At 69.3% G+C, this 14,538-nt stretch carries 17 protein-coding genes and 3 pseudogenes; 14 read left to right on the top strand and 6 right to left on the bottom strand.

Going from position 1 to position 14,538, the window contains the following annotated elements; all coding sequences use genetic code 11:
* The first annotated feature begins 43 nt into the window (after positions 1-43).
* Genes FHY02_RS22710 through FHY02_RS16605 form a run of 3 tightly spaced genes read left to right on the top strand, consistent with a single transcriptional unit; the run spans position 44 to position 2,764 of the window.
* Entirely contained in the window at positions 44-709 is a 666-nt protein-coding gene (locus FHY02_RS22710; RefSeq protein WP_311731866.1) for a PEPxxWA-CTERM sorting domain-containing protein, read from the top strand.
* Between the two features lie 10 nt (positions 710-719).
* Positions 720-2,330, top strand: a complete 1,611-nt coding sequence (locus tag FHY02_RS16610; protein ID WP_183924200.1) for a hypothetical protein — start codon at positions 720-722, stop codon at positions 2,328-2,330.
* Positions 2,331-2,332: 2 nt separating this feature from the next.
* Positions 2,333-2,764, top strand: a complete 432-nt coding sequence (locus FHY02_RS16605) for a GtrA family protein (protein WP_183924198.1) — start codon at positions 2,333-2,335, stop codon at positions 2,762-2,764.
* A 16-nt stretch (positions 2,765-2,780) separates the two neighbouring features.
* Here FHY02_RS16605 and FHY02_RS16600 read toward each other — a convergent pair whose 3' ends face one another.
* Entirely contained in the window at positions 2,781-4,196 is a 1,416-nt protein-coding gene (locus FHY02_RS16600) for a sigma-54 dependent transcriptional regulator (protein WP_183924196.1), read from the bottom strand.
* 142 nt (positions 4,197-4,338) lie between these two features.
* On the opposite strand from FHY02_RS16600, the gene FHY02_RS16595 reads away from it, so the two are divergent.
* Genes FHY02_RS16595 through FHY02_RS16565 form a run of 7 tightly spaced genes read left to right on the top strand, consistent with a single transcriptional unit; the run spans position 4,339 to position 8,819 of the window.
* A complete protein-coding gene (locus FHY02_RS16595) occupies positions 4,339-4,473 on the top strand; it encodes an aa3-type cytochrome c oxidase subunit IV (protein WP_183924194.1) in 135 nt (44 codons plus the stop codon).
* A 7-nt stretch (positions 4,474-4,480) separates the two neighbouring features.
* A complete protein-coding gene (locus tag FHY02_RS16590; RefSeq protein ID WP_183924192.1) occupies positions 4,481-5,605 on the top strand; it encodes an NAD(P) transhydrogenase subunit alpha in 1,125 nt (374 codons plus the stop codon).
* On the top strand, positions 5,606-5,851 hold the full coding sequence (locus FHY02_RS16585; RefSeq protein ID WP_183924190.1) for a type II toxin-antitoxin system HicA family toxin: 246 nt from the start codon (positions 5,606-5,608) through the stop codon (positions 5,849-5,851).
* On the top strand, positions 5,848-6,063 hold the full coding sequence (locus FHY02_RS16580; protein WP_183924188.1) for a type II toxin-antitoxin system HicB family antitoxin: 216 nt from the start codon (positions 5,848-5,850) through the stop codon (positions 6,061-6,063). Before FHY02_RS16585 ends, FHY02_RS16580 begins: the two co-directional genes overlap by 4 nt.
* 15 nt (positions 6,064-6,078) lie before the next feature.
* A complete protein-coding gene (locus FHY02_RS16575) occupies positions 6,079-6,375 on the top strand; it encodes an NAD(P) transhydrogenase subunit alpha (protein WP_183924186.1) in 297 nt (98 codons plus the stop codon).
* A gap of 13 nt (positions 6,376-6,388) precedes the next feature.
* A complete protein-coding gene (locus FHY02_RS16570; RefSeq protein WP_183924184.1) occupies positions 6,389-7,885 on the top strand; it encodes an NAD(P)(+) transhydrogenase (Re/Si-specific) subunit beta in 1,497 nt (498 codons plus the stop codon).
* A 4-nt stretch (positions 7,886-7,889) separates the two neighbouring features.
* Positions 7,890-8,819: a winged helix DNA-binding protein gene (locus tag FHY02_RS16565; RefSeq protein ID WP_183924182.1), complete on the top strand. Its 930-nt coding sequence runs from the start codon at positions 7,890-7,892 to the stop codon at positions 8,817-8,819.
* 20 nt (positions 8,820-8,839) lie between these two features.
* Here the strand turns inward: FHY02_RS16565 and FHY02_RS16560 are convergent, their stop codons facing one another.
* Complete coding sequence (locus FHY02_RS16560) at positions 8,840-9,268, bottom strand: hypothetical protein (RefSeq protein ID WP_183924180.1); 429 nt, start codon at positions 9,266-9,268, stop codon at positions 8,840-8,842.
* Between the two features lie 320 nt (positions 9,269-9,588).
* The gene (locus FHY02_RS16555; RefSeq protein ID WP_183924178.1) at positions 9,589-9,810 is read right to left on the bottom strand and encodes a hypothetical protein; all 222 of its coding nucleotides are present in this window, start codon (positions 9,808-9,810) and stop codon (positions 9,589-9,591) included.
* Positions 9,811-9,818: 8 nt separating this feature from the next.
* On the opposite strand from FHY02_RS16555, the pseudogene FHY02_RS16550 reads away from it, so the two are divergent.
* Both FHY02_RS16550 and FHY02_RS16545 read left to right on the top strand, forming a co-directional pair.
* Positions 9,819-10,088 (top strand): annotated as a pseudogene (locus FHY02_RS16550) (helix-turn-helix domain-containing protein); the annotation flags it as partial.
* A complete protein-coding gene (locus FHY02_RS16545; protein WP_260172952.1) occupies positions 10,088-10,588 on the top strand; it encodes a hypothetical protein in 501 nt (166 codons plus the stop codon). The pseudogene FHY02_RS16550 and the gene FHY02_RS16545, both read left to right, overlap by 1 nt.
* A 114-nt stretch (positions 10,589-10,702) precedes the next feature.
* Here FHY02_RS16545 and FHY02_RS16540 read toward each other — a convergent pair.
* From FHY02_RS16540 to FHY02_RS23085, 3 genes and pseudogenes are all read right to left on the bottom strand, one after another.
* Positions 10,703-10,864 (bottom strand): annotated as a pseudogene (locus tag FHY02_RS16540) (Tn3 family transposase); the annotation flags it as partial.
* Positions 10,865-10,940: 76 nt separating this feature from the next.
* Positions 10,941-11,798: pseudogene (virB11, locus tag FHY02_RS23090) on the bottom strand (P-type DNA transfer ATPase VirB11).
* 32 nt (positions 11,799-11,830) lie between these two features.
* Complete coding sequence (locus FHY02_RS23085) at positions 11,831-12,673, bottom strand: PEPxxWA-CTERM sorting domain-containing protein (RefSeq protein WP_311731865.1); 843 nt, start codon at positions 12,671-12,673, stop codon at positions 11,831-11,833.
* A gap of 288 nt (positions 12,674-12,961) precedes the next feature.
* Here FHY02_RS23085 and FHY02_RS16520 point away from each other — a divergent pair, with 288 nt between their 5' ends.
* Positions 12,962-13,762, top strand: a complete 801-nt coding sequence (locus FHY02_RS16520) for a hypothetical protein (RefSeq protein WP_183924158.1) — start codon at positions 12,962-12,964, stop codon at positions 13,760-13,762.
* Between the two features lie 362 nt (positions 13,763-14,124).
* A complete protein-coding gene (locus FHY02_RS16515) occupies positions 14,125-14,388 on the top strand; it encodes a hypothetical protein (RefSeq protein WP_183924156.1) in 264 nt (87 codons plus the stop codon).
* Positions 14,389-14,538: the final 150 nt, after the last annotated feature.

The raw sequence follows: 14,538 nt of genomic DNA, 5'->3' as shown, positions 1-14,538 counted from the left end.
GACATGACACGACTCGTGTGACACGAACATGGGGGCAGTAACGGTGCGTACACTCGCGGCATCCTTTCTTCTCGGCATCGCCGCGCTTGCGGGCACGCCCGCCGCGGCGGCGACGCTCGTCGGCAGCGTGCCCGGCGCCCCCGACCCGGGCGCCAGCGGCATACTGACGCTCGACTTCGAGGGCGCGCTGCCCGCCGGGATCGTCTTCGCCGCGGGGAGCACCTATCAGATCCTCCAGGGCTTCCAGCCCAAGCAGGGCTATGCGCCCGCGGGCGACCTGACGCGCTACCTCTCGGTGCCGGGCGGCGGCGTGGCGGGATCGGCGACGCTCGACTTCACCGACTATGTCGGCGCCGCGCTGGGCGACTTCAGCTTCTACTGGGGCTCGATCGACCGCGCTAACGAACTGATCGTCGAGACCAGCGCGGGCGTGCTCAGCGTGCTGGGCAGCGACCTGATCACGCGCGGCTATGGCAGCGAGACCTCGGCGACGGGCAACCGCCGCGTCGCCGTCGCGCTGGCCGCGGGCGAGACGCTGCGCCGCCTGACCTTCAGCTCGCCGACCTCGTTCGAGCTCGACGACATCGTCTTCCAGCAGGCCACCGGCGGCGCGGTGCCGGAGCCGGCGACGTGGATGACGATGATCGCCGGACTCGGTCTGGTCGGCGCGATGCTGCGGCGGCGCGCGCGCCGCGGCGCAGCGGCCTGAGGCGCGCGCGATGGGCGCGCTGCCGCTCGTCGCGATCGACCCCGCGCCGGTGCGGCACACCGCCGCGGCGCGCGGCGGGGCCGCGTTGGCCCGACGCACCGCTGTAGCGGCGAGCGCGGGAACGCTGCTGCTCGGGCTGTTCGGGCGGATCATGGCCTTCCCGCTCGGTCACGACGAGCAGGGCCATGTCGCCGCGGCACGGCTGGTGTTCCGCGAGCCGCTGTACCAGACGCTCGGCTACAACCACTTCCCCGGCCTGCCGCTGCTGCTCGGCGGCGTCTATGTGCTGACCGGCGCGGACCATCTGCTGCTGGTCGGGCGGCTGCTGGTCGCGGCCTGCTGGATCGCCACCGCCGCGCTGCTGTGGGTCATGGCGCGCGCGCATGTCGCCGTGCCGCGCGAGCGCCTCCCCGCCGCGCTGTTCGCCGGGCTGGCGCTGGCGAGCGGCGGACTGCTCGACCCGGCGGGCATGCTCGTCACCAACAACTTTCTGCCGGTGCCGTTCGCGCTGTTCGGGCTGCACCTGCTGATCGTCGGGATGCGGCGCGAGCGGCCGGCGCCGGTGACCATCGCGGCGGCGGGGTGCAGCCTCGCGCTCGCGGTGATGATGAAGGTGGCGTTCGTCTTCGTGCTGCCCTGCGTCGGGGTCGCCGCGCTGCTGGTGCGGCGCGAGACGCTGTCGCTCGCCGAGCGACTCCGCACCGTAGTGATCCCGCTGCTGCTCGGCGGGCTGGTCGGCGGCACGCCGCTGCTGGTGTATCTCGCGCGCGAGCCCGAGGGGCTGCTGGCGCACACCATCCGCTATTTCACCGGACCGCACCGCGCCTATTGGCAGCAGGCGACCGAGCCCAAGGTGATGACGCTGGCGGGCAAGATCATGGTCGCCGACCAGGTGTGGCTCGGCGCCGGCGGCGCGCTCGCGCTGCTGCTGATCGCGCTGTTCGTCGCGGCGGCGTGGCGCGGGCAGCGCGAGCGCGGTGCGCCGGCCTGGCCGCTCGTGCTGTGCGGCGCGCTGGCGCTGTCGGGCGCGGCGCTGTCGTTCCTGCCGACCCCGGCCTTTCCGCAATATTACCTGCCGCCGCTGCCGTTCGTGGCGGCGACCGTGATCCTCGCCTACGCCGCCGTGCCCGCCAAGGCGCGCGCGCCCGCGACCGCGGCCCTGTGGGCGGGGGCGGCGATCTGCCTCCTCCTGCTCGGGCCGCGGCTGCTCGCGGGCGTGCCCGACTCGCTGCGGCCGGCGCGCTGGGCCGGGGTCGAGGTCCATGCTGACGGCGAGCGGCTGCGCGTGCTGGTCGGCGGCAGCGCCGCGCCGGTCGCGACGCTGGCGCCGATCCTGCCGCTCGAGGGTGGCCTGGCGATCTACCCCGAGTTCGCCAACGGGCCGTTCGTCTACCGGCTCGCACCCTATCTCGCGCCTGCGGACCGCCGCTGGTTCACCACCGCCGCGCCCGCGACGCTCGACGCGTTCCTCGCCGCACGGCCGCCGAGCGCGATCGTCACCGGCTGGGAGACGCCGTTCGATCCGGCGTTCGAGCGCTACGCGCTGGCGCACGGCTATCGCGCCGCGGCGCTGGTGACCGCCCGCGCCCACGCCTTCGTCGCACCGGGAGAGGAGAAGTGACGATGCGCGCTGTCCTGACGTCGCTCGCGGGGAGCGGCGCGCGGTTCGCCAGCGTCGGCGCGATCGCGACGCTGCTCGACGCCTGCCTGTTCCTGCTGCTCGCCGAGCTCGGCACCGACCCGGGGCTGAGCAACGTCGTGTCCTATGCGGTCGCTTCGGTGGTGAACTTCTGGCTCAACCGCGAGTGGACCTTCGCCGCGCGCGAGGGCGCGGTGCTGGCGCAGGCGCTGCGCTTCGCGATCATGGTGCTGATCGGGTTGACGCTGAGCACCGCCATCGTCGCCGAGGCGTCGCTGCTGATCGCGCCAGCCTTCGCCAAATTGCTCGCGATCGCGGTGGTGCTGCCGGTCAACTACACCGTGGCGCGGCTGCTGGTATTCCACCGCCCGGCGCGCACCGCGCTGGCCGAGGCCCGCGCGACGCGGCGGCGGTGAAGCGGCCGTGCGCGACTCACGCCGCGCTGTCGATGCCGAGCTCGCCGAGCTTGCGGTAGAGCGTCGAGCGTCCGATGCCGAGCCGTCGCGCCACCTCGGTCATGCGGCCGCGATAGTGCGTGATCGCCAGCCGGATCAGATCGGCCTCGATCTCCTCGATCGTGCGCAGGTGCCCGTCGGAGCGGAACAGGGGCACGCCCGCCGCCTCGCCGCCGCGGCTCGCCGCGCGCGGGCCGCGCTGGCCCAGCGCCGCGATCTGCGGGAAATCGGCGCGAGTCAGCGTGTCGCCGTCGCACTGCACCGCGGCGCGGAACAGCGCGTCCTGCAGCTGGCGCACGTTGTGCGGCCAGTCGTAGGTCATCAGCAGCATCACCGCGTCGTCGCTGATCGCGAGCTCGCGCAACCCCGGCTGGGTCGCGATCCGCTCGAGCAGGTGGCGCGTCAGCGCGGGGATGTCGCCGGCGCGCTCGCGCAGCGGCGGGATCACCACCGACACCGCGTTGAGGCGGTAGTAGAGGTCCTCGCGGAAGCGCCCGGCGGCGACCTCGTCGAGCAGGCGCTTGTTGGTGGCGGCGATCACGCGCACGTCGACCGCGCGCGCGTGGCGCCCGCCGAGCGGCAGCACCTCGCCCGACTGGAGCGCGGACAGCAGCCGGCGCTGCGCGTCGAGCGGCAGGTGATCGACCTCGTCGAGGAAGAGCGTGCCGCCGTCAGCCTCGACCATGCGGCCGGTCTTGCGCTGGAACGCGCCGGGGAAAGCGCCCTCCTCATGGCCGAACAGCGCGCTCTCGATCTGGTTGGCGGGGATCGCGCCGCAGTTGAGCGTGATCCGCGGCGCCTCCGCGCGCGGGCTGGCGGCGTGGATCGCCTCGGCGACGACTTCCTTGCCGACGCCGCTCTCGCCCTCGATCAGCACGGGGACGCGCGCGCGCGCCGCTTTGGCCGCGATCGTCAGCGCGGCGCGGAACTCGGGTGCGGTGCCGATGATCTCGTCGAAGCCCAGCATCGCCGGGATTTTCTCGGTCAGCGGGCGCAGCTCGCCCGCCGCAGTGGCGGCGACCGCGCGGTCGAGCGCCTGGAGCAGCCGTTCGGGCGCGAGCGGTTTGGCGAGATAGTCGGTCGCGCCGGCGCGCATCGCGTCCACCGCCTGCGCCACCGAGGCCTGCGCGGTGAGCATCAGGATCGGCAGCTGCGCGCGATAGCCGCGCAGCTCGCCGATCAGCTCGGCCGGGTCCCAGCCCGCGCTGCCCGGATCGAGCAGGATCGCGTCGAGCTGCATGCCGTCGGGCGTGGCGAGCGTCGCCACCGCCGCGGCGGGATCGTCCGCGAACACGATTCGCCACCCGCCGCGCGCGGCGAGCGTCGCGATCACGCGACGCTGTGCCGCGTCCTCGTCGATCAGCATCAGCAGACGTTGTCCGTTACGCGTCATGTCTGGCCTATCGTCCCGTGGCTCCCTGCCTATCGCCTAACCGCTGCGAGTAAAGGCGGGCTTAAGCCGCAACGGTGATATTGCCTCCGCGAGAGCGCGCCTCTACGCTGCCGAAGACGATAGTGACAAATATGAGGAAAAGATGGCGGAGAGTGGCGCGGGGCGCGGCGACATCAAGGCGCACGAGGCGACCTATTCCGGCATGATCGGCTGGTTGAAGTACGGCGCGGTGATCTGCTTTCTCCTCGCCTTCTTCGTTATCTGGCTGATCGCGTAACCGCGGCGTGAAGATCGCGGTCGTCAGCGAGCAGGCATCGGGCGAGCGCCGCGTCGCCGCCACGCCCGAGACCGCACGCAAGTTCATCGCGCTGGGCGCCGAGGTCGCGGTCGAGGCCGGCGCGGGTGCGGGCGCGGCGATCGCCGATCCGGACTATGCCGCCGCGGGCGCCGCGCTGGGCGACCGCGCCGCGACGCTGGCGGGCGCCGAGATCGTGCTGGCGGTGCAGCCGCCCGCGCCCGATTCGCTCGCCGGGATCGCGCCGGGCGCCTGGGTGGTGGCGATCATGGCGCCGTTCGGCGACGGTCGCGCGCGAGTCGAGGGCTATGCCGCGGCGGGCTACGAGGCGCTGGCGATGGACCTGATGCCGCGGATCACGCGCGCGCAGTCGATGGACGTGCTGTCGTCGCAGTCGAACCTGGCGGGCTACAAGGCGGTGATCGACGCCGCGGCGGAATATGGCCGCGCCTTCCCGATGATGATGACCGCGGCGGGCACCGTCTCGGCGGCGCGGGTGTTCGTGATGGGTGTCGGGGTCGCCGGGCTGCAGGCGATCGCCACGGCGCGGCGGCTCGGCGCGCAGGTCTCCGCCACCGACGTGCGCTCGGCGACCAAGGAGCAGATCCTGTCGCTCGGCGCCAAGCCGGTGTTCGTCGAGGCGGTGGCGGGGATCGAGGGCGAGGGCAGCGGCGGCTATGCCGGCGAGATGTCGCCCGAGTATCAGAAGGCGCAGGCCGAGCTGGTGTCGGCGCACATCGCCAAGCAGGATATCGTGATCACCACCGCGCTGATCCCGGGGCGCGCGGCGCCGCGGCTGGTCAGCGACGCGCAGCTGGCGACGATGCGCCCGGGCAGCGTGCTGGTCGACCTGGCGGTGGAACAGGGCGGCAACGTAGAGGGCGCGGTAGCGGGCGAGATCGTCGAGCGTCACGGCGTGCGCATCATCGGGCACCGCAACACGGCGTCGCGGCTCGCGGCCGATTCGGCGGCGCTCTATTCGCGCAACCTGTACAACTTTCTCTCGACCTTCTGGGACAAGGAGCAGGGCCGCCCGGTGCTCGACGCCGAGATCGGCGACGCGGTGCGGCTGACGCGCGGCGGCGCGGTGGTGAACGCGAGGCTGGCGTCGTGAATGCGCGGGGACAAGCTGCTCGCCGCCATGCGGGCTCATCCGCACGACTGGCGGATCACCGACGTGGAGCGGCTCTGTCGTGCTTATGGCCTGACGTGCCTGCCGCCGCGGCACGGCTCCCACTATAAGGTGACTCATTCAGCGATGCAGGCGATCCTCACCATTCCGGCGCGTCGGCCGATCAAGCAGGTCTACATCCGAGACCTCGTGCACATGATAGACGCGCTCACCAGGGAGGGCCGATGAACCCCTATGCCTATGAGGTCGATATCCGACCTCTCGCCGAGGCGGACGGTGGTGGCTTCGTCGCGATCGTCCCCGATCTGCCCGGCTGCCGCTCGGACGGCGAGACGCCGCATCAGGCGCTCACCAATGCCTATGACGCGGTGCTGAGCTGGATCGAGGCGGCCGAGGCGCTCGGCCGCGAGATCCCGGCGCCACGCCGCGTGCCGGCATGAGAGCGGAGCGGTAACATGGACTTCGTCGCGATCCTGTCGATCTTCGTGCTGGCGTGTTTCGTCGGCTATTACGTCGTCTGGTCGGTCACACCCGCGCTGCACACGCCGCTGATGGCGGTGACCAACGCCATCTCCAGCGTCATCATCGTCGGCGCGCTGATCGCGGGCGCGGCGGCGGGGAGCACCGGCTCGAAATGGCTCGGGCTCGCCGCGGTGGTGCTCGCCAGCGTCAACATCTTCGGCGGCTTCGCGGTGACGCAGCGGATGCTCGCCATGTACAAGAAGAAGGAACGGCCGGCACCGCGGCCGTGAGGGGGAGAGCCAAGTGGAGCATGTCGCGGTGAACCCCTGGGTCGCGCTGGCCTATCTCGTCGCCGGCGTGTGCTTCATCCTGGCGCTGCGCGGGCTCTCCAGCCCCGCCACCAGCCAGCGTGGCAACCGGCTCGGCATGATCGGCATGGGCGTGGCGGTGGTGACCACGTTGGTCACCCACGTGCCGCTCACCGCCACGCTGATCGAGGGCGCGGATTATGCCGCGCTGATCGCGCGCGTCGATTACGCCGCGGCGTTCGAGATCGTCGCCGCGATCGCGCTGGGCGCGGTGATCGGCGTCGGCGTGGCGCGGCGGATCGCGATGACCGCGATGCCGCAGCTGGTCGCGGCGTTCCACAGCCTGGTCGGGCTCGCCGCAGTGCTGGTCGCCGCCGCCGCCTTCCTCAACCCGGTCGCCTTCGGCATCGCGGTGCCGGTGCTCTTCCCCGACGGCAGCGCGGTGGCGCTGATCAACCCGGTCAGCCGGGTCGAGATGGGGCTGGGCGTCGCGATCGGCGCGATCACCTTCTCGGGCAGCGTGATCGCCTTCCTCAAGCTCAACGGCAACATGGGGGGCAAGCCGATCCTGCTGCCGGCGCGGCACGCGATCAACCTCGGCGTGCTCGCCGCCATCCTGCTGCTGGTGGCCTATTTCACCGTCGACCAGTCGCCCTGGGTGTTCTGGACGGTGACCCTGCTGTCGTTCGCGATCGGCTTCCTGCTGATCGTGCCGATCGGCGGCGCCGACATGCCCGTGGTCGTGTCGATGCTCAACAGCTACTCGGGCTGGGCCGCGGCGGCGATGGGTTTCACGCTCCACAACAGCGCGATGATCATCACCGGCGCGCTGGTCGGCTCGTCCGGCGCGATCCTCAGCTACATCATGTGCCGCGCGATGAACCGCAGCTTCGTCAGCGTGATCGCGGGCGGCTTCGGCGCCGAGGCGGGCGGCGGCGCGGGCGGCGCGGCGGCGAGCGATCGCGCCTGGAAGCGCGGCTCGGCCGAGGACGCCGCCTTCCTGATGAGCCAGGCCGAGCAGGTGATCATCGTCCCCGGCTACGGCATGGCGGTGGCGCAGGCGCAGCACGTGCTGCGCGAGATGGGCGACAAGCTCAAGGCACACGGCGTCCGGGTGAAATATGCCATCCACCCGGTGGCGGGGCGCATGCCCGGTCACATGAACGTGCTGCTCGCCGAGGCGAACGTGCCCTATGACGAGGTGTTCGAGCTGGAGGACATCAACTCCGAGTTCGCGCAGACCGACGTGGCATTCGTGATCGGTGCCAATGACGTAACCAACCCAGCGGCGAAGACCGACCGCACCTCGCCGATCTACGGCATGCCCGTGCTCGACGTCGAAAAGGCCAAAACGGTTCTCTTCATCAAACGCTCGATGGGCGGAGTCGGCTATGCTGGAGTCGACAACGAGGTCTTCTACCGGGACAATACCATGATGCTGCTCGCCGACGCCAAGAAGATGGTGGAAGAGATCGTCAAGTCGCTCGACTGACGCGATGTCCCTACCGTTCTACCACGCCGGCGGCCCGGCCACGCCGGCGTTTGCGCTCGCCAGCCTCGAAGGCGCCGGCGCGCTCGACGCGCGCGAGGCGATCGCGCTGCTCGGCGGCACGATCGTCGCGCACCACCCGCTCGCCGAAGCACCCGCCGCGCTCGCCCGCTCCGACGGTGCGCCCGCCATCGTGCTCGACCTCGCCGGCGCCGACGACGCGCTGGCGCATGACGTCGTCGCCGCGGTGGACTCGCTGGCGGCGGCGCGGGGATGGCGCATCATCATCGCCTTCTCGATCGCGCAGATCGATCCCGTCGTCGCCGCGCTGGGCGAGGAGGCGGGCGCGGTGCAGCTGCTGTGCGAGCCCGATCGCGCCGAGTGGATCGGCGCGCTCGCCGTCGCGGCGGCGCACCGCGCCGGCGGGGGCGTCCGCTCGCCCGAGCGCGACTCGGAGCGACTGGCGCGGCTCAGCGCCGAGGTGGCGCGGATCGCGGTGCTGCTGGCGCAGCTGAGCGACGGCGGCGTCGGGCTCGACCGCGCCGAAGAGCCGCGGCTCGCCTTCCACGCCGCCCCCGCCGCCGCGGTGACGGTCACCGCCGCGCAGCTGCGCGCCGTGCTCCGCGCGCGGCGGCTGCGCGACCGCTTCCTGGGCAAGGGCCTGTGCGAGGACCCCGCCTGGGACATGCTGCTCGACCTCTATGCCTCGCGGCTGGAGGGGCGGCGGGTCTCGGTGTCGAGCCTGTGCATCGCCGCGGCGGTGGCGCCGACCACGGCGCTGCGCTGGATCACGCGGCTGACCGAGCGGCGGCTGCTCGCCCGCACGCCCGATCCGGGCGACCGCCGCCGCGTCTTCATCGGGCTGACCGACGAGGCGGTGCGGTCGATCCAGGCGTATCTCGGCGCGCTCGCGGAGGCGGGGTTGCCGCTGGCGTGAGCGGGGGCGGGGGGGCGCCGTCACACGCCGACGATATAGCGACTCTTGCTGCGCATCACGCTTCGCAGCACCGCGATGACCGCCACGCAGTTCCCCACCACGAGCAGGCTGATCAGCAACGCGTTGAGTAAAGTGGTGTCGATCACCACGCCCTTGCCCTCCAGCACGCGCAGCACGCTCGCGAAATAGCCATGGAGGAAGAAGATGTTGAAGGAATATCTGGCGAGCACGTCGCTCACCACCGAGCGCAGCGCCTGGGTGCGCACCGTGACCGCGTGCATGCAGCTGAGCATCACGATCTTCACCGGCCATTGCGTGTGATCGTCGAGCTCCGACAGGCTCCACAGGCCGATCAGGAGCACCAGCGCGAGCGGCCAGAGCCGCCGCGCGACCGGCTCGATCTGCAGCCGGTAGCGTGACGCCACCATGCCGAAGAGGAAGATGGGCATGTAATGCGCCGCGGCGACCGGCGCATCGTTAAGAAGGTTAAGGGGGCCAAGTTAAGAAGGTTAGGGGGGCCAAAACACGGATCTTTTTCCGTGTTTTTCATGGCCTGTGACGATGGCCGGTGTGTGTGAAACCCCGTGATTCGGTGGGTGAAACCCCGAGGCAGACGCTCCCGAAACCGGGTGTCTGAACCGGTTATCTACCGACTGAGAGGCTGTTCGCCGTCCGAAGCGGCGCATTGACAGCGACTGGTCGACTCTGCCGGGTGGGTGATACCCCGATAGTCGGTCTGGCGGTGGGGGAAACCCCGATAGTCAGCGCCCTAAGCGAGTTGATCCATCCGGGCATCTACTTCCTCAGTACGCCGGCGATCGGCGTCGAAGCGCGCACGCCGCTCCTCCTCCACCCGCATCTTCTCTGCCAGCGCCAGCGCCTCGGCCTCACCCCGGCGCCTGAACTGGACGGCCGGACTCCTGTCGGTCGTCTCCCCCAGCTCCATTGCATAATCCGGGAGCTGGTCAGCCTCGATCACCCGCCGGAGCATCCGGTTGAACTCCTTGGGCTCGCATGGTGCTGACGGTGTTTGCCGGCATCGCCGAGTTCGAGCGCGAGCTAATCCACCAGCGCAACAGCAGCGAGCGGGTAGCGGCGAAGGCAAGGGGGGTCCGGTTTAGTCGACCACCCAAGCTCACACCGGACCAGATCGCCCTCGGTGAGCGGCTGATAAGCGAGGGCACTTCCGTTCGCGAAGCGGCGAAGCTGCTCAAGTGCCACCATGCGACGCTCTACCGGGCCCTGACCGCCGCGGGATCGGCTATCTGATGCCAATCCGCCCTGAGCATCTGTTCCTGTACCCGATCGACTGGCCGCAGCTGTCGCATCATGTGCGCTTCGTGCGGGCAGGGGGCTGTTGCGAGCATTGCGGGCGTCCGCATGGAAAACGGGTCTTCCATCTTGGCGACGGACGGTGGTGGGACCGCAAGCGGCATTGCTGGCGCAACGGCCAGGGTCGCCGCGTGCGACGGCCGACAGAGAACATCCTGGAGCGTGGTGCCTGGACGCCGGTGGTTCTGGCCTGTGCGCACCTCAACCATGACCCCAGCAACAGCGCGCTCCACCAGCTGGCGGCGCTATGCCAGCGGTGCCACATCCTCCACGACGGTCCCGAGCATCGACGCCGGCGCTGGATGAACGCGCACTACCGACGTGCCCTCGGCGACCTGTTTTGTGGTCCCTACCCTTCGTTCGGAGCCGACTGGATCACGCCCACTCCGCTCAGCATGCTCGATGATGCCCGGTCATTGTACGCGTTCATGCGGTGAGGCTGTAAGCGCCTCGGCGGCGCTAGGCTGACCGGAAGGCAATGAGGCCCTGTGTGTTTGTTCCTACGTGCCGACATGACGACATGACAAACCTGTCATGATGTAATCACGACCCGCTACCGGCAGGTCCTCTTGCGCCGTGACCACCGCCGCCAGCGCTTGGTCGATCGCTTCGCTCTCGACACACCAGCGGACGACGCGGGAGAGTTGCCAGTAGTCGTGGGTGTTACCGGCCTCGGCCATCTTGCGCAGGCCGAGGTTCAACCACTCGGCGAGCGGGAGCTGTTCTGACCGTTTATTGTGGTGCGAGACAACCGCGTGCGCCTTTACCGTATCGTTCGCTTGGTGCAGGTCAGTGCGCGAAGCGGTCGGCCGCCTGCCCCAGCTCGATCGCCGACACGTAGCGGCGGCCGCCGGTTGCCGACAATTGCACGTACACGTCCACCGTAGATCGGACATAGGCGAGGATGTCGGCCCTCCCCAAAGTCGTTCCCGACTGGAGCACCATCGACGCGAACTGCTCGGCGGCTGCCGCGGGGCTGTCGGCGTGGAGCGTGGTGATGGAGCCGGGATGGCCGGTGTTGACCGCGCGAAGGAAGCTATACGCCTCCGGCCCGCGCAATTCGCCCATGACGATGCGCGTCGTCCGCATCCGCAGCGCAGCGCGCAGCAGCGCGTCCGTCCCCACGCCTCCGGCGACGGGATCGCCCGGCACCGTGACGAGGCCGACCGCATTGGGCTGGCGCAGCTGCACCTAGGCGGTGTCCTCGATTGCCACGATCCGCTCGTCGTGCGGCACCTGCCGCAGCAGCGCGTTGAGAAACGTGGTCTTGCCGGTGGAAGAGCCGCCCGGCACGATGATCTTGCGCCGCTGCCGCACCGCCAGCATTAGGAATCCCTCCCAGTCGCGCCGATCGAGAAGCGCCGCGAGCGCCGCGTCGGCGGCCGCCCGCGCGTCGTAGGGGCCGACGCGCACGTCGTCGAACAGCCCCGCCGCGGCGCAGTCCGCGAGCTTCGTGTCGCGCACAGCCTGCCGCCGGATCGTCACAGCGATGTCGCCGCGAGTTGCGGGCGGCATCACCACCTGCACCCGCCCCCCGTCGGGCAGCGAAGCGGCGAGCAGCGGAGAGTGACGGCTCACCCCTTGGCTGCCGCCCGCCGCAATCTGCTGCACCAGCCGTTCCAGAGTTCGCCGGTCGAGCGCTGGCACGTCGTGCCGCACCGCAGGCGCGCCGATCGCCTCTAGCTGAGGCGAAAAGCAACTTTCGGGCGGCGGCGCATCGCTAAGCCGACCATCCCAAAGCCAATAATCATCATCGCCCAGGTAGCCGGTTCCGGCACCGCCGCGGTCATGTCGCCTGATAGCCGGACACCGAGAGCAGAGAACGTATCCCTGTAGGTGGTGCCCGGTATCGCGCCACTGGGCTGAGAGACGTCGGTGAAGATGCCGCCGCCAAAGTCGTTATAATACGGGATTAAGCCTCCACCCGGACCGCTAAGAAATACTGAGTACGAGCCCGATAGCGCGATTTCACCAAGCGTGATGGTGATTAGACGGTCGTAATCATTGATATATTCAACAGAATCAAATTCAGAGATATTGAACGTCCTGCTGAAAACGGTATTACCAATAATGCCATCGTTGCTGTCAGAGAAAATGCCGACACTTGCCTGATTGATGCTTTCGCCGGAGTAGTCGCGCATAACAAACGAGATTGATTTCACAATGCTCAACGGTTCAAGCGTGAATTGCTGACCTACCACCTGTTCGCCCTCGTTGCAGGTGGAGCAATATGCGGTATCGGAGATCCCGGCGGTGATGTCTGGAACCGATTCGAAGAGCGTGGCCGCACTACTGACGACCGGTGTGAAGGCCGCACAAATTGCGACAGCCGCGAGCGTAATCCGGTTCAACGTGATTCTCCCTTTTACTGCACGAGCCCAGATAATTGTCGGTTTCTGCGCCAGAAAGCAATGCAGGGCGGAGGAGGCTTCGCCCGCGGCGCTCCAGCGAGCGGCCAAGACCATGCTGTGGTTCATCAGCCCGCGGCGCGGGCTCTGCAAACCCCAGACGTCGCGGGACACCGGCCCCTTGCTTCCTCAAGCGAACTCGCTTCGTGGCTCGCAACCAACGCCTATTTCAACATAACAAATAATTATCGGCATCTCGATTAGCGCCGCAATGGAGACGCAACGTACAAGTGGCACACTCCCGCTATTTAGAAATGGCACAGCCATTCTGCAGCGGGTCTCCGGTGCCATAACCATCCTCGGACATCGAGGATGTGTGAGCGATGACGGTGCTGACAATGAGTGCTGATGAAATAAGCCGGTTCGATACGCTGAGGCGGCTCGACCGCGGTCCCCGGCCTGATGGGCACGCGCGACGATATCGTGCTGGTCGGCATGGGCACGATCCTGGAGAATTGGTTCGCCAAGCGGCTGGCGCCGGAGAAGCGCAAGCTGGTGCTGGGTTCGGGCGGGGGGATGACGCTCCCCGTGCTGGCGACGGACGATACGTGGACCTTCTACGGCGTGCGTGGTCCGCTCACCGCGCGCTACCTCGGGCTGGAGCCCGATCGCGCGCTCACCGATCCCGCCATGTGCATCGGCCGCTGGATCGAGGCGCACACGCAGCGTCGCGGCGTCGGCTTCATGCCGCATCACCACAGCCTGGCGCGATGGGACTGGCCCGCGGTCTGCGCGCAGGCGGGGCTCGTCTACCTCGATCCGCACGCCGATCCGCTGGAGACGCTCCACCGCATCAACGGCCTGGAAAAGGTGATCGCCGAGGCGATGCACACCGCGATCGTCGCCGATGCGCTCCGGATCCCCTGGGTCCCGCTGCGCATCAACCAGTGGAATTACGTCGCCAAGTGGGACGATTGGGCCAGCACGCTCGGGCTGCCCGTCCATTTCCGCATCGTGCCCGAACTACACGATCCAGTATTTGGCAAGGATGCCGTTACGCGGATGAGTTGGAGGCTGCGCGCCATGGCGGGCCGGCAGACACCCGCCTCTCCGCGCCGTGTGGTGAATTTCGTCCGGCGCGAACTGATGCGGATGGCGGAGAGCGACGATGGCCAGCTCAGCACCGACGCGGCCCTGGGCGACGTGGTGGACCGGTTCCTGGAGAGGGCAGGGCAGCTGCGATCGGATATCGCGCCGGGCTGATCGACGGGAGGCGGACCCAAACGCAAGCGGGTAGGGTTCTCGCTGCAGAACGCAGAGCAGCTTGGAGTGACATGTCGACATGTCAATCGTCGGATCGATGAATGGGTGCCGGTTCAGGTCAGCCGGTCGTAGCTCGGGAAGACCCGACCCTCGTTGAGGCGCGCGAGCGTGCAGATCTCCTCGTAGACGCGCATCGCGCCGGCGGTGAGCGCGGCCATCGCGCGATCCGCGGGCGAGAGGACGAGCCCGTCGGCGCGCGCGCGGCGCTTCAGGCGCCGCCCGGTATCGAGCGCGGCGCGCGCGGTGCGCAGCAGCCGGTCGCACTCCCCCTTCGCAACAACCCCTCGAACGTCTCCGCCTCGATGCTGTCGCGGCGCACGGGCGCGCAATGGGCCAGGGGCCGCTTCACCCCCGGCACCCCGCGCTGGTTCGTCCTGAAGCCCGGCGCGTCCGCGGTCGACAAAGATCTCGCCGACCACGCCGCCCGCATCGTCGAGACCGGCCCCGACGCGGCCGATGCGACGCTCGACGGAGGGCGGCTCAGGAAGAGGGGCGCGAACGGCAGCGACGGGCTGATCGCCGCGGTCAGCCGCAGCGATCCGCGGTGGTGGGCTATTATGCGGTGACCTTCACGGCGGGGTCGCCGGAGTAGGCGGCTGCGTATCGCCTCGCCCATCCCGTTCGCCCTGAGCCTGTCGAAGGGCATACAGGCGATCGATGGTACAGGCCGGCCTTCGACAGGCTCAGGCCGAACGGGACGAGATGGGTGGCACGTC

The sequence above is a fragment of the Sphingomonas sp. BK069 genome, assembly GCF_014193405.1.
GTDB lineage: Bacteria > Pseudomonadota > Alphaproteobacteria > Sphingomonadales > Sphingomonadaceae > Sphingomonas.
The sequence above is the reverse complement of the archived record's forward strand: the minus strand, read 5'-3'. Positions and strand labels throughout refer to the sequence as shown.